The organism is Citrobacter amalonaticus Y19, from assembly GCF_000981805.1.
Taxonomy (GTDB): domain Bacteria; phylum Pseudomonadota; class Gammaproteobacteria; order Enterobacterales; family Enterobacteriaceae; genus Citrobacter_A; species Citrobacter_A amalonaticus_C.
In genome coordinates this window covers 3,408,863-3,434,215 of sequence record NZ_CP011132.1, presented here as the reverse complement: position 1 = coordinate 3,434,215, position 25,353 = coordinate 3,408,863, and the positions used below count along the sequence as shown (strand labels likewise).

22 protein-coding genes are annotated in these 25,353 nt (G+C 53.6%); 8 read left to right on the top strand and 14 right to left on the bottom strand.

Annotation, left to right across the window (positions count from 1 at the left end; translation table 11 throughout):
- Positions 1-4: 4 nt before the first annotated feature.
- From F384_RS15785 to F384_RS15730, 12 genes are all read right to left on the bottom strand, one after another.
- On the bottom strand, positions 5-415 hold the full coding sequence (locus F384_RS15785; protein ID WP_046486848.1) for a hypothetical protein: 411 nt from the start codon (positions 413-415) through the stop codon (positions 5-7).
- A 2-nt stretch (positions 416-417) separates the two neighbouring features.
- Positions 418-1,533, bottom strand: coding sequence for a glycosyltransferase family 4 protein (locus F384_RS15780; protein ID WP_046486846.1), 1,116 nt, complete (start codon positions 1,531-1,533; stop codon positions 418-420).
- Positions 1,526-2,746, bottom strand: coding sequence for a glycosyltransferase family 4 protein (locus F384_RS15775; protein ID WP_046486844.1), 1,221 nt, complete (start codon positions 2,744-2,746; stop codon positions 1,526-1,528). The genes F384_RS15780 and F384_RS15775 overlap by 8 nt, the downstream gene beginning before the upstream one ends.
- Complete coding sequence (locus F384_RS15770) at positions 2,743-3,747, bottom strand: glycosyltransferase family 2 protein (protein WP_046486840.1); 1,005 nt, start codon at positions 3,745-3,747, stop codon at positions 2,743-2,745. The genes F384_RS15775 and F384_RS15770 overlap by 4 nt, the downstream gene beginning before the upstream one ends.
- Positions 3,740-5,125 (bottom strand): hypothetical protein, encoded by a 1,386-nt coding sequence (locus tag F384_RS15765; RefSeq protein WP_046486837.1) that lies wholly within the window; start codon positions 5,123-5,125, stop codon positions 3,740-3,742. The genes F384_RS15770 and F384_RS15765 overlap by 8 nt, the downstream gene beginning before the upstream one ends.
- Complete coding sequence (locus tag F384_RS15760; protein WP_046486835.1) at positions 5,122-6,336, bottom strand: lipopolysaccharide biosynthesis protein; 1,215 nt, start codon at positions 6,334-6,336, stop codon at positions 5,122-5,124. The genes F384_RS15765 and F384_RS15760 overlap by 4 nt, the downstream gene beginning before the upstream one ends.
- On the bottom strand, positions 6,333-8,444 hold the full coding sequence (locus tag F384_RS15755) for a GumC family protein (protein WP_226991598.1): 2,112 nt from the start codon (positions 8,442-8,444) through the stop codon (positions 6,333-6,335). The genes F384_RS15760 and F384_RS15755 overlap by 4 nt, the downstream gene beginning before the upstream one ends.
- A gap of 13 nt (positions 8,445-8,457) precedes the next feature.
- Positions 8,458-9,009 carry a polysaccharide biosynthesis/export family protein gene (locus F384_RS15750; RefSeq protein ID WP_413541459.1) on the bottom strand — a complete coding sequence of 184 codons (552 nt, stop codon included), beginning with the start codon at positions 9,007-9,009 and terminating at the stop codon, positions 8,458-8,460.
- Position 9,010: 1 nt separating this feature from the next.
- Positions 9,011-10,303: an outer membrane beta-barrel protein gene (locus F384_RS15745; protein WP_226991597.1), complete on the bottom strand. Its 1,293-nt coding sequence runs from the start codon at positions 10,301-10,303 to the stop codon at positions 9,011-9,013.
- Complete coding sequence (locus F384_RS15740) at positions 10,287-11,693, bottom strand: undecaprenyl-phosphate glucose phosphotransferase (RefSeq protein ID WP_046486829.1); 1,407 nt, start codon at positions 11,691-11,693, stop codon at positions 10,287-10,289. Before F384_RS15740 ends, F384_RS15745 begins: the two co-directional genes overlap by 17 nt.
- 583 nt (positions 11,694-12,276) lie before the next feature.
- Positions 12,277-12,681 carry a hypothetical protein gene (locus tag F384_RS15735; protein ID WP_046486826.1) on the bottom strand — a complete coding sequence of 135 codons (405 nt, stop codon included), beginning with the start codon at positions 12,679-12,681 and terminating at the stop codon, positions 12,277-12,279.
- Positions 12,682-13,102: 421 nt separating this feature from the next.
- A complete protein-coding gene (locus F384_RS15730) occupies positions 13,103-14,131 on the bottom strand; it encodes a LacI family DNA-binding transcriptional regulator (protein ID WP_046486821.1) in 1,029 nt (342 codons plus the stop codon).
- A 258-nt stretch (positions 14,132-14,389) separates the two neighbouring features.
- Between F384_RS15730 and F384_RS15725 the strand changes: the two genes are divergently transcribed.
- From F384_RS15725 to F384_RS15690, 8 genes are all read left to right on the top strand, one after another.
- Positions 14,390-15,961: an acyl CoA:acetate/3-ketoacid CoA transferase gene (locus F384_RS15725; protein ID WP_046486817.1), complete on the top strand. Its 1,572-nt coding sequence runs from the start codon at positions 14,390-14,392 to the stop codon at positions 15,959-15,961.
- Positions 15,954-16,733, top strand: coding sequence for an enoyl-CoA hydratase/isomerase family protein (locus F384_RS15720; RefSeq protein WP_046486811.1), 780 nt, complete (start codon positions 15,954-15,956; stop codon positions 16,731-16,733). The genes F384_RS15725 and F384_RS15720 overlap by 8 nt, the downstream gene beginning before the upstream one ends.
- A 100-nt stretch (positions 16,734-16,833) precedes the next feature.
- On the top strand, positions 16,834-18,258 hold the full coding sequence (locus F384_RS15715) for an MFS transporter (protein ID WP_080949960.1): 1,425 nt from the start codon (positions 16,834-16,836) through the stop codon (positions 18,256-18,258).
- Positions 18,248-20,314 (top strand): FAD-binding protein, encoded by a 2,067-nt coding sequence (locus F384_RS15710; RefSeq protein WP_046486810.1) that lies wholly within the window; start codon positions 18,248-18,250, stop codon positions 20,312-20,314. The genes F384_RS15715 and F384_RS15710 overlap by 11 nt, the downstream gene beginning before the upstream one ends.
- 320 nt (positions 20,315-20,634) lie before the next feature.
- Positions 20,635-20,988, top strand: a complete 354-nt coding sequence (gene arsR / locus F384_RS15705) for an As(III)-sensing metalloregulatory transcriptional repressor ArsR (RefSeq protein WP_046486807.1) — start codon at positions 20,635-20,637, stop codon at positions 20,986-20,988.
- A gap of 53 nt (positions 20,989-21,041) precedes the next feature.
- On the top strand, positions 21,042-22,331 hold the full coding sequence (arsB, locus tag F384_RS15700; RefSeq protein WP_046486803.1) for an arsenite efflux transporter membrane subunit ArsB: 1,290 nt from the start codon (positions 21,042-21,044) through the stop codon (positions 22,329-22,331).
- 12 nt (positions 22,332-22,343) lie between these two features.
- Positions 22,344-22,769 carry a glutaredoxin-dependent arsenate reductase gene (gene arsC, locus F384_RS15695; RefSeq protein WP_046486799.1) on the top strand — a complete coding sequence of 142 codons (426 nt, stop codon included), beginning with the start codon at positions 22,344-22,346 and terminating at the stop codon, positions 22,767-22,769.
- A gap of 207 nt (positions 22,770-22,976) precedes the next feature.
- Positions 22,977-24,011, top strand: coding sequence for a LacI family DNA-binding transcriptional regulator (locus F384_RS15690; protein ID WP_046486796.1), 1,035 nt, complete (start codon positions 22,977-22,979; stop codon positions 24,009-24,011).
- A 40-nt stretch (positions 24,012-24,051) separates the two neighbouring features.
- On the opposite strand, the gene F384_RS15685 is transcribed toward F384_RS15690, so the two are convergent.
- Both F384_RS15685 and F384_RS15680 read right to left on the bottom strand, forming a co-directional pair.
- Entirely contained in the window at positions 24,052-24,471 is a 420-nt protein-coding gene (locus F384_RS15685) for an RbsD/FucU family protein (RefSeq protein WP_046486792.1), read from the bottom strand.
- 47 nt (positions 24,472-24,518) lie between these two features.
- A complete protein-coding gene (locus tag F384_RS15680; RefSeq protein WP_046486789.1) occupies positions 24,519-25,283 on the bottom strand; it encodes an SDR family NAD(P)-dependent oxidoreductase in 765 nt (254 codons plus the stop codon).
- Between the last annotated feature and the right edge of the window lie 70 nt (positions 25,284-25,353).

Here is a 25,353-nt window from a genome sequence, read left to right as displayed (position 1 = left end):
CAAGTTAAAGAGACTGGCGATGATTTAATATCCAGTCCCAAAGTCCCAGATGGTAGTTCTGGAAAATATCGATACCGAGCCAGGATTTAATCAGATACAGCGTGATAAACAGCGATCCCAGCCCGAGAATAAGTGCCAATACAACCAGCAAAGAGACCAGCAGACGACGCAGGGTGGACTCTTCGCGCGGGCGGCGACGGAAATCGCGACCGAACAAGAACACCAGATAGTAGCGTCGGGAGAACAGCGGAATACTGCGGCGGAAATCGACCTTGTGTGGCGTCACCAGGGTGATATCCAGCACGGCATTTTCCACCGCATGCCTCTGTTCATCGCTCAAAGAATCGAGCGTTTTTGGGTCCAGTGAACGGTAAAAGCTGTCCAGAACGCGTTGCTGTTTGTCAGAATTATCCAAAGTTAACCTGTTGATTTATTAAGTGTCTGTTGATAAACCTGCATGGTGTGCATAGCAATAGTATCCCAGTTATAACGGGTCAGGTAGTTTTGGTAATCCTGGCGAGGCAGGTCGATACGCTCGGCAATTTTCTGCGCCAGTGCAGCGACATCACCGACCGGGAAATAGGCGTCAGCTTCCAGCCCGACTTCAAGGTTGGCGGGAATATCACTGACCACCGCGGGTAGCGAGTAGGACAAGGCCTCCAGCAACGCGATAGGTAGCCCTTCGTGGTAGGAGGTCATCGCAAACAGTCGCGCCTGTGAGAACACCGCCTGCAGCGTGGTGCCGTTGACAAACCCGGTCAGAATCACCCCCGGCGTTTCCTGCGCCAGATGTTTGAGTTTTTCGCTGTACGGCGTCGGGTGATCGGCATCGCCAACCAGCACCAGCGGCCAGCTGACATCGGCCTGTTTCCAGCCAGCAATCAGATCGTGTAGCCCTTTTTCTTCGACAAAGCGGCTGACCGCCACCACGTATTCGCCGCGGCGCAAACCGTATTTCGCTAAGATCTTATCAAGGGTATCGGGGTTGGCCGATGCCGGCGGATTGGCGCCGTTGGGGATGACATGCGCGTCGGCGCGGCCATATTTCTCTTTGATCAAATTGTTGATGACTTCAGAGATAACAATGACTTCGTTGGCGTATTTCACCGCCCAGCGCTCGCCCAGCATCAGCGTTTTACGGGCAAAACCGCCCCATTTTTGCCGGTCGTAGTCCGGGCCGTGATGGGTAAAGACCACTTTTTTGCCCATCAGGCGCAGCAGCGGCACCACCAGGCCTGGCCCGATGGCGTGCACGTGCACGATGTCTGAGCCATCAAAGCGCGAGGCGATGGCGGCAAGCGTCGAATGGATGATGGCTTCTAGCGATTTTTTCTTCGGCGCCCAAATGGCCCGCGTTTTCACGTCCTTATAGCTACTGCGGCGATAGGGGACATAAGGAGAGCGGGCGATAACGCAGATATCGACATCGTTCTGCGCTTTGATGGCCGGATAGAGATTCTGGCAGTGCGTCTCTACGCCGCCTAACACGTCGGGGATCCCGCGTGTCCCGAGCACCGTAATGCGCTTAGTCATGTGCGCTTCCCTTTAACAGTTTTTGATACAGATCCATCAGCGCGTCCATGTGCACTCGCAGAGAGTATTTGTTTTCCAGTCGCTGGCGTGCGCGCAGGCCCATCTCGTGGGCGAGTTCAGGCTCTTGCGCCAAATCATCAAGGATTGCCGCCAGCTCGCCGACGTTACCCGGCTCAAACAGGCGTCCTTCCTGGCCATCACGAATCTGTTCGGGAATGCCGCCGATGTTGCCGCCGACGACAGGCTTAGCGAAGGACATCGCCTCCAGCACCGACATCGAGCAGTTCTCATAGTATTCGGACGGGACAATCACCGCGCGGGCATGGCGAATCAGTTCGTTGAGCCCTTCGCCCTGCTGCTGATAACCGAGGAATTCCGCCTGCGGGAAGCGGGTGCGCAGATCCTGATATAGCGGGCCATCGCCGGCGATTTTCAACGGCAGCGGATGCTGCATCTGCTGATGTGCCTGGGCAAGGGTGGCGACCCCTTTTTCGCGGCTAAGTCGGCCGATGAACAGGAAGTAGCCGTCATCGCGGGTATCGCCAATCGGCAGAGTGTCATCAATACCGTTGACGATGACGTCGACGGGAACGTCGGTGATTTTGCGGATGACCTGTTCACGCAAAAATGCGCTTGGCGAAACAATCGCGTCCAGTTTGTGATAGTTACGCGCAATATCCTGCCAGGTTGCTTCCAGCGACAGTAGCAGGCTTTTGCCCGCGGAGCCCTCCTGGCAGCGATAGCGGAAGGCATTCCACACCGAACCTTTCAGGCAGGCGTCGCAGACGTGCCCGTCGCGCAGCATGGTGTAAGACGGACAGACAATTTTATAGTCGTGCGCCGTGAGTAGGGTTTTACAGCCGAAGCGTTTGGCGATGGCGATGATCGACGGCGTCAGTTGATGATAGATATTGTGGAAATGCACGATATCCGGCTTTTCGCTCAGCAACAGGTTGTTGAATTTGCGGCAGGCTTCGGCATTGTGAATAAAATCGATGGCGGTCTTAATCTTGCCGCCAATTCCGCTGTTGCCGTGGTAGTCGACGTTGCTGACGAACCATTTTGCATAGTCAGAAGGGATGTTTTTCTCATGCTGCATGGAGAAATCCATCACCTGAACGCCAGCCGCTTTTAAATGGTCCCGCTCCTGAAAGTAGACGGTCTCCGCGCCACCTTTGATGAAAAAGAATTTATTGACGAGGAGCACTTTCATTTTTCGATATCCTGATGACTAACAACGGTATTTTCGGGTGGTTCCTGCGGGTCTGGCAGCGGTGTGAGCAGGCCGCGAATCAGCCCGGCGGAAAAGGCGCTTAGATTCAGCACGCTGTGCAGGCCAGCCAGCAGCGAGCGGTTTTTAACGGTTTTTAACAAGATAAACAGCATTAGCGGCAGCAGGGACAGGCCGAATAACGCAAGGTTCCCGCTCAGTAATGCCACCAGTACCGCCAGCCAGTAGAGAGTGAAAACCGCTTCGTTACGGGTGATTTTTAGCGCGTCGCGAAACCACGGTTTGCCCCACGAACTGCGCAGCAGTTCGCCCGGGCCGCTAAGAAAGCGGCTGCGCCAGCGGTAGCGCAGCATGGTGAAGGTCGACATCACGTGTGAGGTATGGCTGAAATAAGGGACATCGAGCCGATGCAGCTTGTAGCCTGCGTGATGCAAGCGAAGACCAAGCTCTGCCTCTTCATAGCCGTGCAGGCCGCGATGGGTCAGATAGCCGATTTTTTCGATGGCGCTACGGCGATACAGCCCGCCGCCGCCCAGATGGTCGCAATCACCCAGCGGATAGATTTTATGAATGCGCTGGTTACGGGATTTAAACTCGTAGTTGCTGCCTTCGTCCATCGTCACCCGACCGGCCACGCCAGCGTACTCCGGGTTAGCCTGTAAAAACGCCACCGCCGCGTCAATGAAGCCCTCTTCCAGCTCCATGTCACCGTCCATCAGCAGCAGAAACTCGCCCTGGCTGTGTATATAGCCGAGCTGGTGGCCGACACCGCAGCAGCGCTCTTCCGGATGTACCAGCGACACTACCATCACGCCTTTGGCGCTGGCCAGTTCGCGAGTGTTGTCGGTCGACAGGCTATCCGCCACGATGATTTCGTGAGGGTAGGCCGCCAGCTGGCGGTCAATGCTGTCGATCGTTTTCTCAATGCCCTTTGCCTCATTAAATGTCTTAATGCTGGCGGTTATAAAAGGCGAGTTATTCATACTCTCTCCGGATAGAACGACAGACGGTGCGACGGATAACCAGTGCCGAGCCGCTCGTCAGGTAAAACAGGAACTGTAATAAAGGGATAATCATTAATGTCTGGCTGTAGGGGAGGCTCAGCAGGCAGGCGATGATAAATACCGTAAACGCCGGGCCGTAGCACAGCAGCTGCACATCCTCTTTATCCAGCTGGCTGAGCGCCAGCATTGGGCGTGGCCAGGTGATGCGCACAATCCACAGCAGCAGGCTGATAAACAACGTAGTGCCGACAATGCCCACTTCCCACAACAGCATGCTCAGCGAAGTGGAGTCGAGCACCAGACGGAAAATAAGGTTCAGGTAGCCAGCGGAGACGGCGCTGCCGCTGTTGGTGGCGTTCAGGCCGTAGCCAAACAGCATGCTGGAAATGCCCCACATGTCGCTGTGGCGTGCCCAGAAGAAAATGGTGGTCAGACGGCCCAGTTCACCGGTGGCGGCCATGATGTAGTTGGTATCAAAAATGTAGTCGAGCGAGTCGAGGAAGATGCTGAACGAGCTTTTTCCCGCGTCGCCGCCAAAGGCCGACGAGTAACCGGCGGCGAGAACCATAATCGCCAGGGTGATGAGCCCACCCATCACCACGAAAATGACCAACAGGTTTTTCATCGTCACTTTGCTCACGCCGTTAACCCACGATGGCATGCTCCAGACCAGCGCCAGCATAAACGGCGACAGCAGGATGATGAATTTCACTTCGCCGAGAATACACAGCAAGAACCCGAGGCCAATATGCAGCGCAGCGGACCGCCAACTGGTGACACCGTGTTTCAGCTCAGAGAGCTTCATCAGCATAATCAGCAGACAAAACATCCCCATCACCGCCGTGTTGCCGCCGCCCATCGGGTCACCGCCGAAGGTGCCGACCACCGAGTCCCACTTTTCATCTTCGCCGCGCATTGCCACGCGCTGGGGCAGCACAATCAGTACCTGATAGATGACCAGCGGAAACTGGGCGTAGAAAATCCAGTACAGCACGCGGCTGATGCGATAAATTTGCGATTCCCGGCAGAATCCCAGCAACAGACAGAACAGTACCAGCGACATGCCGACTTCATTTTTAATCCCGATAATGGTGACGGTGACGCCACCCTGTAAAAATGTGCTGATGAGGGCCAGCACCAGAAAACAGAGGTAAATCACCAGGACCATCATTTCCGACAGGTCGAGCGCCAGCGGCGTGCGCTGGGTTTGCATCAACAGCATTCCGGTCGTTACAAACGCCATGATCACCGGTAGCCACAGCACGGCAAGAATACCGGTGAAGTACTGCACCACTCCGCAAAAGCAGAGCGTGACGATGGCGTAGATCTGGATCCAGAGTGCGTTGTTGATACTCATGGCGGCGTCATCTGTTGGCTAAGAGAAAAGGCGCGGCGGTTCATCTGTTGCCAGATAAACAGGTAGCGCAGCAGCGTCAGCAGCGAGAAGGTCAGCACGGCAATCGGATAGCTTTGGCCGAAGTAAGGCAGCACCAAAAACGCCAGCAGGGTAATGGCGAGCTGCTCGACCTGAATACGCAGGAAGTAAAAATGGGAGCCAAAAATCAGCTCGATGACGGTGAGCGGGCTAATCGCCAGCGCCAGGAACAGATACGGCAGGATGTAGCGAGAGGACGGCACCGAGGCTATCCACTCCTGGCTAAAGCCGAGTTTCATCACCAGCGGATAGAAGATCAATACGCCCAGGGTACAAATGATCGCCAACGCCAGAAGCAGGCGGCGGACTTTTTTGTATTCCGGATAGTTGAAAGTGTGGTTGCGGAAATCCATCGACCATTTTGAGAAGATTGAGTTGCGAACCGCGTTGCCGACAATGGTGACCGGCGACAGGCAAAAGCGCATTACCACCGAGAAATACCCAGCGACCAGCGCCGAGAACCAGAAGTTAATCAGCATAATGGGCAGGTTGTTGTTGACCATCGCCAGCACTTCCGCGGTGCCCACTTTGCTCAGGTGCTGGCGGTGTTCGCAAAAGAACGCCACGTTGCTGCGCACGCTCCAGTGTGACCAGCGCAGCGTGCTAAGACGAAACGTGCGCACGATGCAGCCGACAATCAGCACCAGCATTGAGGCCGTCCACAGCCAGTAGAACGCCTGAGTTCGCGAGGTGATCAGCAAGGCGGCGATCACCACCACGGAGACCATCATGCGCTGGAACACCAGAAAGCGGTAATTGCCGGTACGCAGCGACAGGTTTTCCGCCACCAGTACCAGCGCGTAGCTTAAGGTCAACAGGTAGAGGAACAGTACGTCGAGGTGGAACAGCCACGCGGTCAGGAACGCGTAGGGCGTGGCGATAATCACGCTTTGCACCACGCAAAACACCACGTTCCGCGCTAGCTGTTCATCATCCGGCTGGCGTGGAATCAGCAGTTGCGACGCAAAGGTACACACCTGCGCGCCTACCAGCACAATGCTGTAGATCAGTGAGTAAATCCCCACTTCCGCCATGCCGTATTTGTGGGAGATAAACCAGATCGACAGCGCGCCGATCAACTGCGAGATGACCGACGAGCTGGCAATGGTGGTAATACTACGCAGCAAATTCATCGTGATTTCGCCGGCGTCATCAGCTCACCGACCTGTTGGCTAAGCAGGCGTTGGCCTTCTTTGCTTTCAAGACTATCGTGACTGACCCGGTTGAGCACCGCGCCGGTCACGACGTTTTGTTCCCGCTTCAGGGTCGCCAGCACCGCTTGTAGCTCGCTGGTTTGCAAGCGTGCGGATTGAATGACCAGCACCACGCCGTCCGACTGACGGCCAATTAGCTGGCTATCCTGCGCCTGGTTGACCGCCGAGGTGTCGATAATGATGCGCTGATAGTGCTCGCGTAATGTGGCGAGAAGCGAGGCCAGCTGTGGCGAGGTAAGCAACAGCAGCGCCGAGCCGCTAAGCTGGCCGTGCGGCAATAAATCCAGCCGCTCACTTTGTTTTACCCGCACCTCATCCAGCGTTTTGCTACCGAGGATCACCTCGGCCAGGCCCGGCGCGTTGGCTGCCGATAGCCCGTTGCCGTTCAGAAAGTCGGTATCGATAAGCAGGGTTTTCTGGTCGATGCTGAAAGAGGCGGCCAGCGCTGCGGCGACCAGCGAACGGCCTTCACCGGCTTCGCTGGACGCGATGGTGATGACCTGCGGCGACGGCGCGCTCAGCTGAAGCTGGGTGCGAATCGCATGCACCAGATCGGCGCGCAGCGGATCGCTAAGCAGACGCTGTACCCTTTGCTGGCGAGTGCCGCCCGCCGCGAACGCGGGCAGTTCACCCAGCGGCGTCAGGTTGAGATTTTTGGCCAACTGGCTCATGCGGGTGACCGCATTATTCAGCGCTGCATCGACGATAATCCACACCAGATAGGCCAGCGTCACCAGCACGACGATGATAATCCACAGCATCGGTTTGTTCGGTTTCGCCGGACGTTCCGGCGGGACGGCCGGGTCGGAGATCACTGCGTCGGGCTGATCAAGCGATACCGAGAGCGCCTGTTCGTGCGCGCGTTGATAAAGCGTCTGATACAGCTCCTGAGTTTTATTCAACGCCGTCATCATGGTGTTGTACTGGTCGCGTTTACTCGCCAACTGCTGGAAGTTGCTTTTTTGGCCATCAAGCATCGTCTGGTAGCGTTTTTCGTCATCGACCGCCGCTTGATACTGCTGACGCGCGCCGCGCGCCAGTTCGCTAATCACCTGGCCTATTTGGGCATTGACCGCCCCGACCTGGGCCTGGGCTTCCAGAATTTTGTCATGCTTCGGCCCGTAGCGTTTACGCAGTTCGGCGAGGTTACGCCGCGTCTGGGTGAGGGCAATGCGCAGATCCTGAATTTGCGCGTGGCCGGAGAAATCCGGCAGCGAGATAATGTCTTCCGGTGAGTGTTTGGCGAGCGCTTTTTGCACCTCGTCGTACTGCGACTGGGCGGCAATACGGCGCTGGGTGGCGTCGGCCAGGCGATTGGTGATAATCCCCAGCTCTTCGGTTTCATAACCATCCACACCGCGGAAGGTCAGCATGTTTTCCTTTTTCAGGTAATCATCAATCGCGGCCTTCTGCGCCACCATTTGCTGCTGAACGCGGTCCATCTGCTGCTGGTTCCAGCGCTGGGCCTCTTCGGTCGCTTTACGTTTCTGTTCCACCGAGTAGTCGATGTAGGCCTGCGCCACGCCGTTAGCGACGCGAGCGGCCATCTCAGCGGAAGGTGACTGGTAGCTGATATCAATCAGTTGCGTGTTCCGCACGCCGCTCACTGACAGATTGTTCACCACATTTTTCAGCGTTTTTTCCATGCGCAGCGCGGCGTTATCCGCCGTGCTCTGCGAGGCATCAAAGCCGCCGTTAACGGTCGGTTCATTGTCCAGCCGCAGTTCGGTTATCGCCTTTTGCAGCACCACGCGGGATTGCACCAGTGCGTACTGCGTTTCATAGAAGTCGCTGCGGGTCGCGTCGTAGCGGCTCAGCTGCGGGAGCGGCGTGGCATCGTCCTGCAGCGCCTTGATCATCACCGCCGAGGTTGCCACGTATTTTGACGGAATCAGCTTAATCAGCGGGAACGCGACGACGGCGGCCACTGCCATCACGATCAGCAGACGCCAGATCTTACGGCGAATCTGCTGGGTGTATCTGGAGAACTCAACCACGTTTTCCAGCTTTTTTCCTTGCTCAACCATGGATAGTTTCATATCAGAAGAAGCTCATACCAACGATGACGGTGTCCCCAGGGCGAAGCGAATGGCGAACGTCCACGTTTTCCAGCAGTTCATTGCTGCCCGAGCGGCGAATGCTGAGATCGTGCTTATCCGCGCGGTCGGTGAAGCCACCGCCCAGCGCCAGGGCTTTCTCGACGGTCAGGCCGGGCTGCCACGGGTAGCCATCCGGTTTCTCCACTTCGCCGAGGATAAAGATATTGCGGAATTGCGTTACGGTGACGGTCACCATTGGGTTTTGCAGATAGTCGCCGCGCAGGCGTTGAGTCAGCTCTGCGCTCACGTCTTCCGGGGTTTTACCCAGCAGGTGCAGCTGTCCGATGTATGGGTAGGTAATGGTGCCGCTGCTGTCGAGCAAAAAGCGCATACTCATGTCCGGCTCACCGGCAACGGCAATGTTGATTTGATCGCCTTCGCCCAGCCAGTAACGATTGTCCTGGGAGGGGGTATCCATTAACGGCACTGGCGTACTGCAGGCCGTGAGCAGGCAACTGGAAAAAAGAAGAAGCGTCGCGAGTATATTTTTCACGTTAGATTTGTACCCTGGCCGTTAACATAATCAATTGGTTGTCGTAACCCAGCGTTCTGTCCACTTCCCGATCGTAGTTTGGCCCAATAAAAAACGAATCGGTCTTCTTGTTAGAACGCAGCGTATCCATCTGGTACTTCAGTTCGAAATTGATGGAGGGGCGGAAATCATAGCTCGCGCTCAGGGTCACCACCCCGTCGCGGTCTTTGCGATTGTTCGCCTGTTTTTTGTAATCCTCCATCACGTAGGTGTAATCGACGGTGGTAGAGAACCGGTCGACCCACCAGTGATGCGTCCATGACAGCCCGTTTTCAGTGACCTGAACATAGCCGCCCACTTCGGAAGGATCTTTAATGTGCTGGGCGCTGTGCAGGGCGACCGCCGACTGCTTCAGCGGTTTCCACTCCATTTTGATGTCCCAGTTCAGCCCGTTGAAATCATGGGCATCGGGCTCATTGATAAACTGCTTATACAGCCACGATACGTTGGCATCGATGCTGGTTTTACCGGTGACCTGCCCTTTATAGCCGTAGAGCAGGTAGTACTCGTTGCTATCCTTGAGCGAGCTGGTTTCATAGCGTCGCTGGTTGGTAATAAAACTATAGCGAAAGCGGTTTTTCTTGCTGTACATATCAAACAGTTCCACCACCAGGCTCGGTTCATGCCACTCCTGATCGCGGATGTATTGATAGAAATCACCGTCGGCGTTGCGGACATCATCGAGGTCGGTAAAGCGCAGCTGCTTGTACAGTAGGGCGGTTTCCAGTTTGCCTCGACCTTCCGGTGCGCCGTAGCTGTAGCGCACTTCGTTACTGAGAAAACGGGTTTTCAGCGGTTTGTTGATGCCAAACTCACGAAACTGCTGCGGAAGAAAACCTTCCGAAATACCGCGCCCACGCTCTTCGTGACCAAGCGTATCCTGAAGGTCTAAGCTCAGGCCGTGCATTTGACCATAGCGCCACTGGCCGTTAAACCTGAAGAAATGATTGGTGTAACTATCCGCGCTATCTTGCGTATAAGTTCGGTAATCGCCGGAATACATCAGCAGATAGCGATCTTCATCGCGCTCGCCAATCATGCGCAGCAGCGGGCTGACGTGGTAAAACGACGAGCTGATTTCGTTTTGCGCCCACGGCTGATAGGTAACGTTGCTTACCTGTCCGTAATCGACGGCGACCTGGCTTTGAAAATCAATACCGGCCACGCCGATGTGCGACTTCGGTACGGGCAGAGCCCATGCCGCAGGTACCGCCGCCAGACCGGCTATCAGCAGCGCGCTAGTAGGCGTTCTCACCGGAAAAGCCTTTGGTTATGGTTTTAAAAATGATTTTGATATCAAGCCACAGCGACCAGTTCTGGATGTAGTCGATGTCGTACTGGATGCGTTTTTCCATCTTATCCAGCGTATCCACCTCGCCACGATAGCCGCTGACCTGAGCCAGCCCGGTAATGCCCGGTTTCACTTTGTGGCGAATCATGTAGTTATCGACGATCTTACGATATTCCTCATTGTGGGCGACGGCGTGCGGGCGTGGCCCAACAATCGACATTCTGCCTTGCAGGACGTTGATAAACTGCGGCAGCTCGTCGAGTGATTTACGGCGCAGGAAAGAGCCAAAGCGCGTCACGCGCGGGTCCTGCCTGGTGGCCTGGATGACAACGTCCGCATTTTCCATTACACGCATGGAACGGAATTTATACACCGTTATTTTTTGACCGCTTAAACCGTAGCGATCCTGCTTGAAAATAATCGGGCCGCGCGAAGTGAGCTTAATCCCCAGTGCAATAATTAACATGAGCGGGGAAATAAGAATCGTTATTATGGTGCCGAGAATTAAATCTTCCGCTCGCTTAATTATTGCACCGCCGTCATCAAAGGGTGAGCTGAGAATACTGATGGCTTGCATATTACCAATCATACGCACTTCGGTGGTATGGGTGCTGTAGGAATAAATATCGGGCACAATAAAGGTATCAACGGTGGTATCTGACAGCATTGCAATAAAATGACGGATGCGCTGAACGGCGGCCATCGGTAATGCAATATAAATTTCGTCCAGTTCACCTTTGCGCGCACGTTCCAGCAGATCCTCTACTTTTCCACGATAAGGCGCGTGAGTGAGATAACCAAAACGACTTTCATCGCGGTCGTCATAATAGGAAAGATCAATTTTCTCGCTGCTATATTCTTTTAACAATTCATTTTCGGCGGCTAAGCCAGCTGGGGTCATACCTACAATCGCGACGCGCATGGTTTTTTGACGGAATTGTCTGAGTAATATGAGTCTGATAATTAATAGCGTCAAAAGTGGAACGGCGTACGGCAAAATGGGCGGTGGGAAAAGCGAGAAGTCCCAAAGACCTGTAAGATGCAAGTCATTGAAGTAGCTGAATGAAACGCGAAGTACTTCCATAAAACCGAACGACAAAACGCAAGTGCCTGCCAGACGCGTAAACTCCTGAGGATGCAGGCTTTTAATTCGATAACTATAAACGCTGGTATATTCGCCGATTAGCAGGAAAACAATTGAAAACAAAACGCTAAAGATTATGCCATTGTAAAAATCTTGTTGCGAAAATAAGTAGAAAAATAATATTGATGAAAAATTCATTGATAAAAAATCAATGAGTTTGGCAACAATAGGATATCCTCGCCGCTTAATTCTGATACGATGGCTAAGCATTTTTTATCTTATTCCTTAATAAGATTGTTCTGTATTTTGTGTCATTTTGATTAATCTTTGAGCTATTTTATGCATGTGCGAGGGGAGACCCCTGGCGGAGTAAAAGGCTCTGGTTACATCGTTTTTTAAATGACAAAGATCAAGGCGTGAAAAGAAGCAGATAAAAGTTTCTGGCTTTTTCCATACAAAGACAATTAAACAGTTGAGGTTAACTGCCAATCTATCCACTGTTAAAAAGAGGGAGAAGTTCAACCATGAGTAAATCCTGAATCACGATTTACAGATTGTAGCAAATGAAATAGAGGATGTCTTTCAGAGTATTTAAAAAAATCCTGTAAAGATGTCACGATATTCATACGCATGTGCTCCGAATGACTGACAACCATGATTTACGATCATAGTCGAGCAATTGACAATGGGCAAAAAAGGGAGGCGGATAAAAAGGCGTCTGTGTGCGCTCTGGCAGGAGCGCTGTTTACCCTGCTCGCGCTGTCTCACTGGACTCTGCGGTGTCTGTTAAACAGTTTGCCCGACGGTTTCGTTTCAGGGAGATTGATCACCCTGCGAAGCAGGACATCCAGAACTAGCGACTGGCAACAAAAAGATGGCTCAATTTTCCTGTTAACCATGGAGCGATGCCAGTAAACAACGTGACAAACAGCCAGAGATTTCCCGTCGTAAAGTCGTATGCTTTGACCAGTTCCAGCAATGACTTATGCATGAAAAAATAGCCCATGGCAGATTCGAAGCACACCGTCAACAACATCCATATTAATCCTGCCATGAGGTAATCGTTTTGGGTGCCTTTGGGTAAAAAAGGGAAGAGAAACCGGCAGACGACAAAGATGAGCAGGCATAGTGTTACACCACTCAACGGCAACGCGCAGACTTCACCTATTAAGGGGCTTATGACTTTATCGCGCAATGTACCATTCAAAACCGCAAGTGGTACGATAAGCAGCCAGATTGCTATAGATTTAATGATCATCGTAAATTAGTTCTGATGTGTATTCCGCTCTGATCGAACAAGTCCACGCTTCAGTTCGTCACGTTGTTTTTCAATTCTGCTTACTGCTTACTGCTTCAGAGAGGGCGAGCTTTTGCGATACGTCAATAATCTCAAGCCTGGACTGTAGATTCTGCACCTCCGCTTTTTCGTCAGCGACAGCTTGTGGCAAGTCGCCCAGGTGCTTCGCCGCGCCAGACTCAACTCCCCTGAAGTTTACCAAACTCAACTTTCCCTTGATAAATCAGCAGTTATAGCGCTTTTCATTCAATAGATTGCAACAAAACGACTCTCAGTAGCAACTCGAATGTGGGGGATGGGGGATTCCCAGCCATAGTGAACGGCGTTACCTGCTTCAAAAAGGGCAAGAGAGTATGGCGATTTCTGCAACAGCCATTTAACGTCAGCGCGGACCGGTTGACGCTCTGATCTGGAGAGTCGGTCGATACACGTAATGGTTGAGAGGAATAGTGGGATCCGTTATCCGCCGAATAATTTGTTGGGCAGCCTGTTTTCCTAAGGCCATCGGTTCAACCGCGATGGTCGACAGGGGGGGATTACTGTAGGCACAGGCAGCAACGCCGTCATAACCAATCAGAGAGATGTCTTTACCAGCAAACAACCCTCGTTCGCCCAGCGCAGAACATGCGCCAAATGCCATTAAATCGTTATAACAAATAACCGCCGTTGGCGGCGTTGCACTATCCAGCAAATGCTGCATCAGCAAAAATCCATTCGCTCGTGTCGGCTCGCAACGCAAAGACGCATCATCAATGCCCCAGGGTTGTAAACCAGAGCTTGTCACAGCGTCAAGATAGCCCTGATAGCGTAAATAATTGGCAGGGCCGCCGATAAATGCGATCACCTTATGCCCTTGCTGGATGAGGTATTCCGTTGCTTCTCTTACGCCGGCATAGCTATCGACGCCGACATAATCCGCCGGTAAACGCTGCCAGTCCAGAGGGCGCATCGCAATGAGCAACGGCGTTGAACTATTGGCATAGCGCTGGAGATCGGCTTCCGATGAGCTGTTCACTGGGCAGAGAACAATCCCCGCAACGTGGTGTTCCAGTAACGCATCCAGAACCTGCTTTTGTCGATCGCTGCGCTGTGACGTATTTGCCATTACCGTGATGTACCCCTGTTCTGCCAGGGTCGTTTCCAGTCCCATGGTAAATTCGGCGAAGAACGGGTTGGTCAGGTCGTCGATAACCACACCAATGGTGAGCGACTTCTGCGAGCGCAGGTTTGCCGCAAAGCGGTTATAGACATAGCCCAGTTCCTCCATCGCCTGCTGGACTTTCTCCTGCGTCTCTTTTTTGATCAAAGGGCTATCATTGAGTACCAACGAGACTGTCGATTTCGACACGCCAGCCGCGCGGGCGACATCCGTTAAGGTAACGCGCTTTCTTCCTGTCTCCGCCCTTACCATACCTGCTCCCAAATTGCCTTCAGATCAAAGGCGCTCACTTTACCATATTCTCCTCAGGCGCAAGGTAAACGATCCGACCAGGATCGTAAAGAGATCGCGGAATCGATCACAATTTTGCACATCCCGTGTTGTGTTTTATTCCTCTGAATCGTACAAATCACACATAAATTGGAACGTTCCAATAAACGTAAAAACACTAACTATATGTTTTAATGCGTTTAATCATTAATTAATTATATCGAAACAAGGAGAGATGTTATGTGTGCTGTACGAACAATCTCCGCTGCGGAAGCCTCTGAACTGATAGCCGATCGCGCTATCGTGACGGTTTCCTCTTCCAGCGGTATGGGATGCCCGGATGCCGTTCTGGCAGCAATTGGCGAAAGATTTAAAAATGAAGGACATCCACAGGCAATTACGACATTGCACCCGATTGCTGCGGGCGATATGTATGGCGTGAAAGGGATCGATCATCTGGCGCAGCCGGGTCTGTTGGCGAAGGTGATTGCGGGATCATATCCCTCAGGCCCTTCATCCATGACGCCACCGGCAATCTGGCAAATGATCAACAACAATGAGATCCCTGCCTGGAACCTCCCTTCCGGGATCTTATTTGACATGCACCGGGAAGCGGCCGCGCATCGTCCAGGTGTCCTGACACAAACGGGGATGGATACCTACGTTGATCCGCAGTTGCAAGGCGGCGCAATGAATGAAAAAGCGGCGCAGGACCCCTTCGTTGAGCGAATCACATTTGCCAACGACGAGTGGCTCTTTTTCCCCAGTATCGTGCCACAGGTAGCGATTATTCGGGCAACCACTGCCGACGAACGCGGCAATCTCAGCTATGAACACGAAGGCGCCTACCTTGGCCCGCTGGAACAGGCCATGGCGGTACGCAATAACGGCGGGATTGTGATTGCCCAGGTCAAACGCCAGGTCGCAGCGGGCAGTCTGAAGCCAAAAGACGTTCGGATTCCGGGCGTGCTGGTGGATTACATCGTGGTTGCGCCGGAACAGACCCAAACCACACAGACCGTTTATGAGCCAGCAATTAGCGGAGAAATCGTCCGCCCTCTCGAAAGCTTTAGCCTGATGGAGAACGGTCCTGCGCGTGTTATTGCCCTGCGCGTTGCCGAGGAGTTAAAAGCCGGTGATGCCGTCAATATTGGCTTTGGTATTTCCGCCAACGTCCCGCGTATTTTACTTGAGCAAGGTCGTCACGGTGATGTCACCTGGCTGCTGGAACAGGGCGCGATTGGCGGTGTGCCGTTGCTGGAATTTCAGTTCGGTTGTGCATCCAATGCCGAAGCCTTTCTTCCTTCCCCACAACAGTTCACCTACTTCCAGGGGGGCGGTTTTGATCTGACGCTGATGTCCTTCCTGCAAATCGGTGCGGACGGTTCTGTTAACGTTTCATATCTGCCTGCAAGACCGCACGTGACCGCAGGATGTGGCGGGTTTATTGATATTACCTCTCATGCGAAGCGCATTATTTTCTCGGGCTTTTTCAACGCGGGGGCGCAACTCAGTCTGGAAGGAGGGCAGCTCCATATCGCCAAAGAAGGAAAAGCCAAAAAGCTGGTGCAGGAAGTTTCACACGTCACATTCTCAGGTAAACGCGCACTGGCTCGCGGGCAACAGGTGCAATATGTCACTGAGCGTTGCGTAATGGAATTAACGGCAGAAGGCCTGGTTGTCACCGAAATCGCCCCGGGAGTGGACCCTGAGCGCGATATCCAGGCGCAAAGCGAGGCCCCTTTGCGCCTGGCGGCCAACCTGAAAACCATGAACGCTCGCTATTTCAGACAAGGAGGTTCTCATGAGTAACGGCACAATTGATCTTCATCGTGATGGCTTCGTGGCAACCTTAACGGTTAATCGGCCAACGAAACTCAACGCCTTAACCCCCGAGATGCTCGAGCAGCTTTTAGTCCATTGCCGCACTATTGAAACGGATGCTGAAATCAGAGTGGTTCTGCTCGCCAGCGCCTGCGAAAAAGCGTTTTGTGTTGGTGCGGATATCCATCGCTGGACATCGCTCTCTCCCCTGGACATGTGGCGAAGCTGGATTCGCCTGGGACATCAGGCATTTGACGCACTGGCCCAACTGCCGCAGCCGGTTATCGCAATGATACAGGGTCTGGCATATGGCGGCGGCCTGGAACTGGCTGCCGCTGCCGATATCCGTTTTTGCAGCGAAGAGGCTCGCATGGCACTGCCGGAAACCGGTCTGGCGACGGTTCCGGGCTGGTCTGGCACTCAACGATTAACGGCTCTGTTGGGGCGCTCTCTGGTCAAGGAGATGGTGTTTACCGGTGAGCCGCTGGATGCTCAGCGTGCGTTGGCATGTGGCCTGGTGAGTCGTGTCACGCCGATGGAAGAGCTAATCACTGCTGGACAAAATCTGGCGCAGAAAATCGCGCAACGAGCCCCCATCGCCGTACAGATCGCCAAACAAGTGATCGACGCGGGTGAAGGCATCGCGACAGGACGGACGCTGGAAGCGCTGGCTGGTGCCTGCTCAGCGGCAACTGAAGACGCTATTGAGGGTGGGCAGGCATTCAGGGATAAACGGCAGCCTCACTTTACTGCCAGATAGCGCCATGCCTGACTAATCCCGAAGGATTGCATTTAAAACAAAACGTTACCCATTAATTTCGAGTGGGTCTTTTCCCTCCCGCCCGAAAGGAGACTTCATCATGCAGTCACAGAATCCAGATGTAGCATCATCAGAAAAAATGGCTGAGAAAGGACATGTAACACCACAGGATCTCCGCCGCGCGGCATGGACCTGCTCGCTGGGCAGCGCCCTGGAATATTACGACTTTGCGCTGTACAGCCTGGCCTCAGCAATTATTTTTGGACCACTCTTTTTCCCGAATCAGGAACCCGGTATTGCCCTGATAGCCAGCTTTGGGACCTACTTCCTGGGCTTTGCCGTCAGACCATTTGGCGGCATTCTTTTCGGTTCGTTAGGCGACAGGCTTGGACGAAAATTTGTCCTGTTAGCGACCGTATTACTGATGGGGACCGCCAGTACGCTGATTGGCGTGCTTCCCACCTATGAAACCGCTGGCGTCTGGGCGCCGGTCATGCTGGTGGCCCTGCGCCTGTTGCAAGGTTTAGGCGCAGGTGCGGAACAGGCAGGGGCCGCCGTATTGATGACGGAATATGCCCCACGAGGAAAACGTGGCTACTATGCTGCATTACCGTTCCTGGGCATTCAGATCGGTACTTTCATGGCATCAGCGGTTTATTTCATCCTGCTGCATAATGTCACCAATATTGCTGAATCCTGGTTGTGGCGTCTGCCTTTCCTCGCCAGTGTCCTGATCATTGCCGTGGCGATTTATATCCGTTTGCACCTGAAAGAATCCCCGTCGTTTGCCCGGCTGGAAGCCCGTAAGCAGGTGACCGATTCACCGTTACGCAATCTGTTGAAAACCTCGCGTCGCAATGTGTTTGTCGGTATTGGCTTGCGTCTGGCCGAAAACGGCGGTTCCTCGATTTATCAGGCACTGGCTATCAGTTATATCGTGGGCGTTGTCGGACTGGATAAATCAGTCGGTACGCTGTGCCTGATGTCCGCCGTGGTGGTTGGCGCCATTATGGTACCCATTGCAGGATGGCTGACTGACCGCTTCGGTCGGGTAATTGTTTACCGTAGTCTGGCGATTTTCCAGTTGCTGATCACCTTCCCGGTGTGGTGGTCGTTCAGCCACGGTAATGTACCCGTCACTATCGTCTCTCTCTCGCTCGCTCTGGGGGTGGGCGCATGGGGAATGTTTGGCGCACAAGGCGCCTTCCTGCCGGAATTGTTTGGCGCGCGTCATCGTTATATTGGCGTTGCCCTGGCACGAGAAGTCTCTGCGGTTATCGCAGGCGGAATTGCGCCGCTGATCGGCTCAGCCATCATTACCTGGGTTATTCACACCAACGACCCAACCGGTATTGCCGCCTGGATGCCGATTGCTATCTACCTCAGCCTGCTCACCGTGGGAACCGTTATTGCCACGTTCTTTGCACCAGAAACGCGCGATCGTGACCTGGATGATCTGGCTGACGCGACGGTGAACACGACCGCAGCACGTCACAGCGCCTCGGAGTCATATCATGACGCATAATGTGTCCAGCGCCATTATTGATAACCTTACCGATGTAAAAATGCCTCATTACTCTCCGCTGGCGCAAGCCAGCGGGAGTCTGGACATTGATGACTACGTGTTGCCGGAATATCACTGCAATACGTTAGTGCTGGGCAGCGGTGCGGCGGGCTGGCGCGCCGCCGTCGAACTGAAACGCCGCGATGTTGATGTCATCGTGGCATCCAGTAAGGCATTCTGGGGAACATCAGCCTGCTCAGGTTCCGATAAGCAAACCTTACACACTGCAAATACACGCGGTAATGGCGATCGCTTTTTGGCGCTGAGCGATGCGCTCTCGGCGGGCGGGGCGATGGATAAAGATACGGCCTATGTTGAAGCCGTCGGTTCGGTGAATACCTGCGAAGTGCTGAAATACCTTGGGTTGGATCTGCCAGAAGATACGCTCGGTGCGACATTACGCTATCAAACCGATCACGATGAGTTCGGTCGGGCCACCAGCTGTGGCCCACGGACGTCGCGGCTGATGGTGAAAGTTCTGGCGCAGGAAGCGATGCGCCTGAACATTCCTCTGCTCAACCATACAACGGCAATCAAAATACTGACCGCGGGCGAGGGGCAGACACGACGCGTGACGGGGGTGGTCGCCATCGATAAATCCTGTCGGGAGAACCCCTGGCGTATGGTCGTTATCCGCTGTCAGCACCTGGTATTTGCAACCGGTGGTCCTGGTGAGCTTTATCGGGAAAGCGTGTATCCGGTGAACTGCTTTAGCGGACTGGGTATGGCGCTGGACGCGGGGATCACCCTGGTTAATCTGACTGAAAGTCAGTTCGGTATTGGTACGCCGCGCACGCGTTTTCCGTGGAATCTTTCGGGGACGTACATGCAGGCAATGCCCCGCATCTTCTCGCAGGATAGCGAAGGTCGACAGTACAATTTTCTGGCGGAGTATTACCCCACCACCCGCATGCTCGCTTCCGCTATTTTCCGCAAAGGCTACCAGTGGCCGTTTCATGCCGAGCGGATGCTGGACTATGGTTCCAGCCTGCTGGATGTCGCTGTCTATGAAGAAACCCAAAAAGGGCGCGACGTTTTTCTCGATTTTCTGTCTGAACCCGATCCGGCTGCGGATGGCATTCCCTTTGATCTGAATACGCTGGATGACGATGTTATTTCCTACCTGAAAAATAACGACGCTCTGCTGGCAACACCGCTTATCCGGCTACAGCGCATGAACCCGCTCGCCATCCGACTTTATCAGCTACATGGGCAGGATATCAGCCAGGCTCCGCTGCAATTCACCCTCAACAACCAGCACCTGAACGGCGGTATCGATGTTGATATTTGGGGGCAAACATCGCTTACCGGTTGTTACGCTGCGGGTGAAAACGCGGGTACGCACGGTGTAACACGCCCCGGTGGCGCCGCGCTGAATGCCGGCCAGGTTTTTGCTCGCCGCTGTGCACAACATATTGCGCACCAGCCGCAACTCATCCAGTGCCCGGACGTTGATCGCCACCAGATCTTGTCGGTGATTAATGAGGCGCAAAAGCACCTGAAATCCGCTCCCCAGGCTTTGCAACGTGATGATGTACGAACATGCATTCAGAATACAATGAGCACCCACGCCGCCATTCTCTGTCAGGCTGAAGGTATTGCAGAGGCTGTAAGGACTCTTGGCAAACTGTGTGACGATATCCAGCAGTCTGGCATTGAGTCTGATGAAAACAGTCTCACCCGTTCGTTCCAGTGGCAACAAAGCGCCAGACTGGCGCTGGCAGTGGTGCTCTCTTTGCAGTTTTATATTCACCAGGGTGGAGGAAGCCGGGGAGCACGCGCGATTTATGACGCTGAAGCGGGGATTGCACCTCAAAGCATTCGCGGACCACTCCAGTCCTGGCGTTTTCGCCCGGAAACACAGGTCGATCGTCAAAGGATGATTTGTATTCGTTGGACTACCAGTGAATATCAAATCTGGTCGAGAAATTGTCGCGAAAGGGGGACATTGTCGTTCAATGACTTTGAACGCCAGTGGCTCAATTGGTTAACCTCTGATGTTTTTTCCAGTCATTAACCCTTTACGGTTTACCAGTCCCTCCTGGAAAAAATGACCACAGAGGATGTTGACTACTTTTAGGCATAGAGGAAACCAGGATCTGTCGCTAAGCAAAGGGATTTGCATACCAACACGTACTGAATTTCAGACACCGTCCAGCCAACAATATCAACCGATGGAATAGAAGCGCGGGTGCAGCGGAGGAGATCCGTAAGAGCAGGTAATGGTGTCGGGCTGCATATTCAACCATCTCATTCATCTCATATATGAAAATCCAAATATAATTTTGACATTTAATGGATGCAGAGAGAGACTGCCAGAGAGAAGCAGGAGGACTTATGCCGCAATTATCATCAATTCAACTCTTCAAAAATCTCTCCGATGAAACCCGCCTCGGCATCGTGTTGTTGCTCAGGGAGATGGGAGAACTGTGCGTGTGCGACCTCTGCACCGCGCTGGAACAGTCGCAGCCCAAGATCTCCCGCCATCTGGCGATGCTTCGTGAAAGCGGATTGTTGTTGGATCGCAAACAGGGGAAATGGGTTCATTACCGCTTATCCCCGCATATTCCGTCCTGGGCTGCTCAGGTGATTGAGCAGGCCTGGTTAAGCCAACAGGACGACGTACAGGCCATCGCTCGCAAACTGGCATCAGCCAACTGCTCTGGCAGCGGTAAGGCTGTTTGTCTCTAAAAAATTTACCTGAATACATATGATTTTTCGAATGTGAATGGTAGGGAGGAAGTATGTTATTGGCAGGCGCTATTTTTGTCCTGACCCTCGTTTTGGTTATCTGGCAGCCGAAGGGATTAGGGATCGGCTGGAGTGCGACGCTGGGCGCGGTACTGGCGTTGATTTCTGGCGTTGTACACATAGGCGATATTCCGGTGGTGTGGAATATCGTCTGGAATGCGACGGCGACCTTTATTGCCGTGATTATCATCAGCCTGTTGCTCGATGAATCCGGCTTTTTCGAATGGGCGGCGCTGCACGTTTCACGCTGGGGTAACGGGCGTGGTCGTTTGCTGTTTACGTATATTGTTCTGCTCGGTGCTGCGGTGGCGGCACTGTTCGCCAACGATGGCGCAGCGCTTATTCTGACACCGATTGTCATCGCCATGCTGTTGGCATTAGGTTTCAGTAAAGGCACCACGCTGGCATTTGTCATGGCTGCCGGGTTTATTGCCGACACAGCCAGCCTGCCGCTTATCGTGTCGAACCTGGTGAATATCGTTTCGGCGGATTTCTTTGGTCTGGGATTCACGGAATATGCGTCTGTTATGGTGCCGGTGGATATTGCCGCCATTATTGCCACGCTGGTGATGCTGCATCTGTTCTTTCGCAAAGATATTCCGCCGACTTACGACCTGGCTCTCCTGAAAACACCGGTAAACGCGATTAAAGATCCGGCTACGTTCCGCACCGGTTGGGTAGTGTTGATTCTTCTGCTGGTGGGCTTTTTCGTTCTTGAGCCGCTCGGTATCCCGGTCAGCGCGATTGCGGCTGTTGGCGCAGTCATCCTGTTTGCGGTGGCGAAACGCGGTCATGCGATTAACACCGGCAAAGTGCTGCGCGGTGCGCCCTGGCAGATAGTCATCTTCTCTCTGGGGATGTATCTGGTGGTCTATGGCCTGCGTAACGCCGGGCTAACAGAATATCTCTCTGGCGTACTGAACATGCTGGCAGATAAAGGTCTGTGGGCTGCGACGTTGGGTACGGGCTTCATGACGGCATTCCTCTCTTCTATTATGAACAATATGCCAACCGTGCTGGTTGGCGCGCTCTCTATCGATGGCAGTACCGCAACCGGCGTTATCAAAGAGGCGATGATTTACGCCAACGTGATTGGCTGCGATCTGGGGCCGAAAATCACGCCTATTGGCAGCCTGGCAACGCTGCTCTGGCTGCATGTCCTTTCACAGAAGAACATGACCATCACCTGGGGATACTATTTCCGCACCGGGATCGTCATGACGCTGCCTGTGCTGTTTGTAACGCTGGTCGCGCTGGCGCTACGTCTCTCTTTCACGTTGTAATGAGATACTGATATGAGCAACATCACCATTTATCACAACCCGGCCTGCGGCACGTCGCGGAATACGCTGGAGATGATCCGCAACAGCGGTACTGAGCCGACCGTGATTCTTTATCTCGAGACCCCTCCGTCACGCGATGAGCTGGTCAAACTCATTGCGGATATGGGCATTTCCGTCCGGGCGTTGCTGCGTAAAAACGTCGAGCCTTACGAAGAACTGGGACTTGCGGAAGATAACTATACTGACGACCAGCTCATCGACGTGATGTTGCAGCATCCGATCCTGATTAACCGTCCGATTGTGGTGACGCCGCTGGGAACGAAACTGTGCCGTCCTTCAGAAGTCGTTCTGGATATCCTCCCGGAGGCGCAGAAAGGGGCTTTCACGAAAGAAGATGGCGAGAACGTAGTTAATGAAGCGGGCCAAAGAGTGAAGTGAACACTGGGGGGCGGATGTCCCCTTTTCTGTTACTTCTCGTGTTATTCATCGTATGTCACTCAACGCCGTCTTCTTTTCGCCAGCACATTACATTGACAGCAATATCTGTAACGTTACACTAAACCGTTGTAGCTCATAATTCTCAAGAAGATGGTGATGCCGGGGTTAGTGTCTTCCGCCATTCATCAATTGCCGCAAAGGAGATGTATGGCGAATATTCGTGATGTCGCAAAGCATGCTGGCGTTTCCGTCAGTACGGTATCCAATGTGCTCAACGGTCGTACCGATCAAATGCGGGCTGAAACGCTGGCGCGCATCCAGCAGAGCATGCAGACGCTGAATTACTTTCCAAACCGGGTGGCGCAGCAGCTCAAGACCGGGCAGGCCAAAATGATTGGTCTATTGGTGCCGTCCATAGTGAATCCCAGCTTTGCCGCCCTGGCGCGTGAAGTCGACCTGGCAGCCAAAAAGCGTCAGTTCCGGGTGCTGATTGGTAATACCTACCGACAGATTGAAGAAGAAGAGGCCTTTCTGGACGATATGTTTTCCCACGGTGTCCGCGGGATTATCGTTGCCGCCTGCGATATTGAAAAAGCGCATTTTGCGCGAGCGGCAGAGCAGGGCATGGTGATGGTGAACTATGATGGCCGCATGCCTGTTGGCGCTCAGTCTGACCATTTTGCGCTGGACAGCGTATCCATGAACAACATTGATGCCGGGCGAATGGCGGCAGAACATCTGATCGCACAGGGATGCCGTCGCCTCGCATTTGCCACGGTGGAAGGGATGACGCCCAGTCGTGCGCACAAAATCGAAGGTTTTCTTCGCGCGGTGCAAGAGCACGGACTTTATCGGGAAGGGATGATCATTGAAGGTCAGGCCATGGCCGCTTATGGCGACACGGAAATGACAGAACTTGGGCGGGCGCTGGCGTTAAAAATCAGCCAACAGCCGGAATTTCCGGATGGCATCGTGGCGATCAACGACGCGCTGGGGATAGGGCTGATGGCCGGTCTGCACCAGGCAGGGATCCATGTGCCGCAACAAATTTCAATTGTGGGTATCGACAATATCCCACTCTCCGGGCTGGTTTTCCCTGGCCTGACTTCCATCATGCCGCCGCTTCGGGAGATGGCCGAGGTGATGGTTGACCGGTTAATTGACCGGATCGAAAACCCGGCCATTTCGCCAGAGGAGTTTCTGTTCCCTCCGTCGTTGGTTTCCCGGCAATCGGTACGGTAACGGCGTGACACGAGAAGAACAGCACGTTCTTCTCGTTTTGTCATACCAGCGTTGGGGCCACGGTCAGCAGGATATTGGCGAAGCGGCGGGTTTCACCGGACGCGATGACCAGGATAGTGTCGGACGATTTGGCCCGCGAATAAAACGCGTTACGTTCAACATACTCAAACTCGATGGCCTCAGGAAGCATGTCGCGGTATTCGCGCTCAACGGTATTATCAAAATCCGCCGGGCTTGCCATTAACGTGGCTTTTTCCACATTAATATAGCCGAGGATTTTTTCCAGAATGACGACGCTGCCGATCATTCCCGGAGTGAAATTAAGCCAGATAATCCGTGCCTGCGCAGAGGTATTGGTTAAAAAAGAGTAATTGGCATCGGTGATTAAAATATTCGCCTTATGTCCGCACTGTGCCAGTGCCTGTAATAAATCAGGATGAATAATATCTGACTTGATCATATGTCATACCTTTTTAACGCTGGCGGGCATTATTGCCCGCCACATTTTTATGCCCGGTAAATACCACCGTTAATGTCGATGGTGGCGCCGGAAACGAAACCATCATATTCAGAGGCGAGGAAACAGATGACCCTTGCCACATCTTCCGGCGTGCCCGCTCTTCCCAGAGGAATGGCCTGGATGGTCTGGTCGGCAGAGGCCTGCGTGGTGTGTTGATTATGAAAACGCGTGCCCAGAATCAACCCCGGTGCCACGGCATTGACACGGATGCCGTGTTCGCCAAGTTCTGCGGCAAGCGAGCGTGTCCAGGTCAGCACTGCGCCTTTGGTGGTGGAATACACCAGAGAACCCGAGTGGCCGCCAGAGCGCCCGGCCAGGGAAGCCAGGTTGACGATGCTGGCGCCGTCTGGCGCGGCTTTCAGCCACGGTAATGCCTGCTGAGTGACATTCAGCATCGTCGTCATATTGACATCGATAACCGTGCGCCAGAAATGTGGCTCAATCTCACCCAGCCATTTGCGGGCAATAATGCCGCCGACGTTATTAACCAGAATATCGATACCGCCGAGGAATTCCGCCGCCTGCGCCACACAGCGGGCGGCATCTTCTTCATCGGTTAAATCGGCGAAACCACAGGCCGCCAGACAGCCCTGTTGTTCGGCGAGAGCCATTAATTCCCGTGGGCCTTCTTCGCCACTGAAATAATGAATATAGATATCGCATCCCGCCTCAATCAGTTTTTTTGCGCTCTCTTTACCAATGCCTTGCTCTGCACCCGTAATAAACGCTTTTTTACCCGTTAATAATCCCATTTCATACTCCCGTTATTCATATTTAAACGGCATCAGGCAATGACGTGACGTCGTTTTGCCGTTTTTTGCG

Bases quoted from the DNA above. Each gene is read 5' to 3' on its own strand.
- F384_RS15680 (WP_046486789.1), bottom strand. From the start codon at position 25,283: ATGGGATTATTAACGGGTAAAAAAGCGTTTATTACGGGTGCAGAGCAA.
- F384_RS15775 (WP_046486844.1), bottom strand. From the start codon at position 2,746: ATGAAAGTGCTCCTCGTCAATAAATTCTTTTTCATCAAAGGTGGCGCG.
- F384_RS15730 (WP_046486821.1), bottom strand. From the start codon at position 14,131: ATGGTAAGGGCGGAGACAGGAAGAAAGCGCGTTACCTTAACGGATGTC.
- F384_RS15760 (WP_046486835.1), bottom strand. From the start codon at position 6,336: ATGAATTTGCTGCGTAGTATTACCACCATTGCCAGCTCGTCGGTCATC.
- arsB (WP_046486803.1), top strand. From the start codon at position 21,042: ATGTTATTGGCAGGCGCTATTTTTGTCCTGACCCTCGTTTTGGTTATC.
- arsC (WP_046486799.1), top strand. From the start codon at position 22,344: ATGAGCAACATCACCATTTATCACAACCCGGCCTGCGGCACGTCGCGG.
- F384_RS15715 (WP_080949960.1), top strand. From the start codon at position 16,834: ATGCAGTCACAGAATCCAGATGTAGCATCATCAGAAAAAATGGCTGAG.
- F384_RS15740 (WP_046486829.1), bottom strand. From the start codon at position 11,693: ATGCTTAGCCATCGTATCAGAATTAAGCGGCGAGGATATCCTATTGTT.
- F384_RS15710 (WP_046486810.1), top strand. From the start codon at position 18,248: ATGACGCATAATGTGTCCAGCGCCATTATTGATAACCTTACCGATGTA.
- F384_RS15755 (WP_226991598.1), bottom strand. From the start codon at position 8,444: ATGGTTGAGCAAGGAAAAAAGCTGGAAAACGTGGTTGAGTTCTCCAGA.
- F384_RS15765 (WP_046486837.1), bottom strand. From the start codon at position 5,125: ATGAGTATCAACAACGCACTCTGGATCCAGATCTACGCCATCGTCACG.
- F384_RS15685 (WP_046486792.1), bottom strand. From the start codon at position 24,471: ATGATCAAGTCAGATATTATTCATCCTGATTTATTACAGGCACTGGCA.
- F384_RS15690 (WP_046486796.1), top strand. From the start codon at position 22,977: ATGGCGAATATTCGTGATGTCGCAAAGCATGCTGGCGTTTCCGTCAGT.
- F384_RS15780 (WP_046486846.1), bottom strand. From the start codon at position 1,533: ATGACTAAGCGCATTACGGTGCTCGGGACACGCGGGATCCCCGACGTG.
- F384_RS15720 (WP_046486811.1), top strand. From the start codon at position 15,954: ATGAGTAACGGCACAATTGATCTTCATCGTGATGGCTTCGTGGCAACC.
- F384_RS15725 (WP_046486817.1), top strand. From the start codon at position 14,390: ATGTGTGCTGTACGAACAATCTCCGCTGCGGAAGCCTCTGAACTGATA.
- F384_RS15735 (WP_046486826.1), bottom strand. From the start codon at position 12,681: ATGATCATTAAATCTATAGCAATCTGGCTGCTTATCGTACCACTTGCG.
- F384_RS15770 (WP_046486840.1), bottom strand. From the start codon at position 3,747: ATGAATAACTCGCCTTTTATAACCGCCAGCATTAAGACATTTAATGAG.
- arsR (WP_046486807.1), top strand. From the start codon at position 20,635: ATGCCGCAATTATCATCAATTCAACTCTTCAAAAATCTCTCCGATGAA.